This is a genomic window from Paraburkholderia sp. SIMBA_027, assembly GCF_046535315.1.
In the GTDB taxonomy this organism is placed as follows: Bacteria; Pseudomonadota; Gammaproteobacteria; order Burkholderiales; family Burkholderiaceae; genus Paraburkholderia; species Paraburkholderia tropica.
Map to the genome: position 1 here is coordinate 1 of NZ_JAWRWY010001630.1, position 235 is coordinate 235.

Here is a 235-nt window from a genome sequence, read left to right on the forward strand (position 1 = left end):
GCTGCGATGGCGCTCCGCATGATGCTCGGCAATCAGCTTGTCGCCTTGCCAGAAAAACTCCGTGGTCGTGTCATCCACGGTTTTGCTGATGCGCCGCCCAAATGGGTCGTAGCGATAGTGGGCAGTTTGCCCGTTGGGCTTGGTGAGGCCGATCAGGCGGTGCTGGCAGTCGTAGCGGTATTCGGTGACGAGTTGCTGGCCTTTGCCGCGTCGCTCGCGGATCAGGTTGCCGAAG

The 235-nt window shown here is 61.3% G+C and carries 1 pseudogene; it reads right to left on the reverse strand.

What is annotated here, in order from left to right:
• Nucleotides 1–235, reverse strand: a pseudogene (locus tag SB764_RS44705) (type IV secretion protein Rhs); the annotation flags it as partial.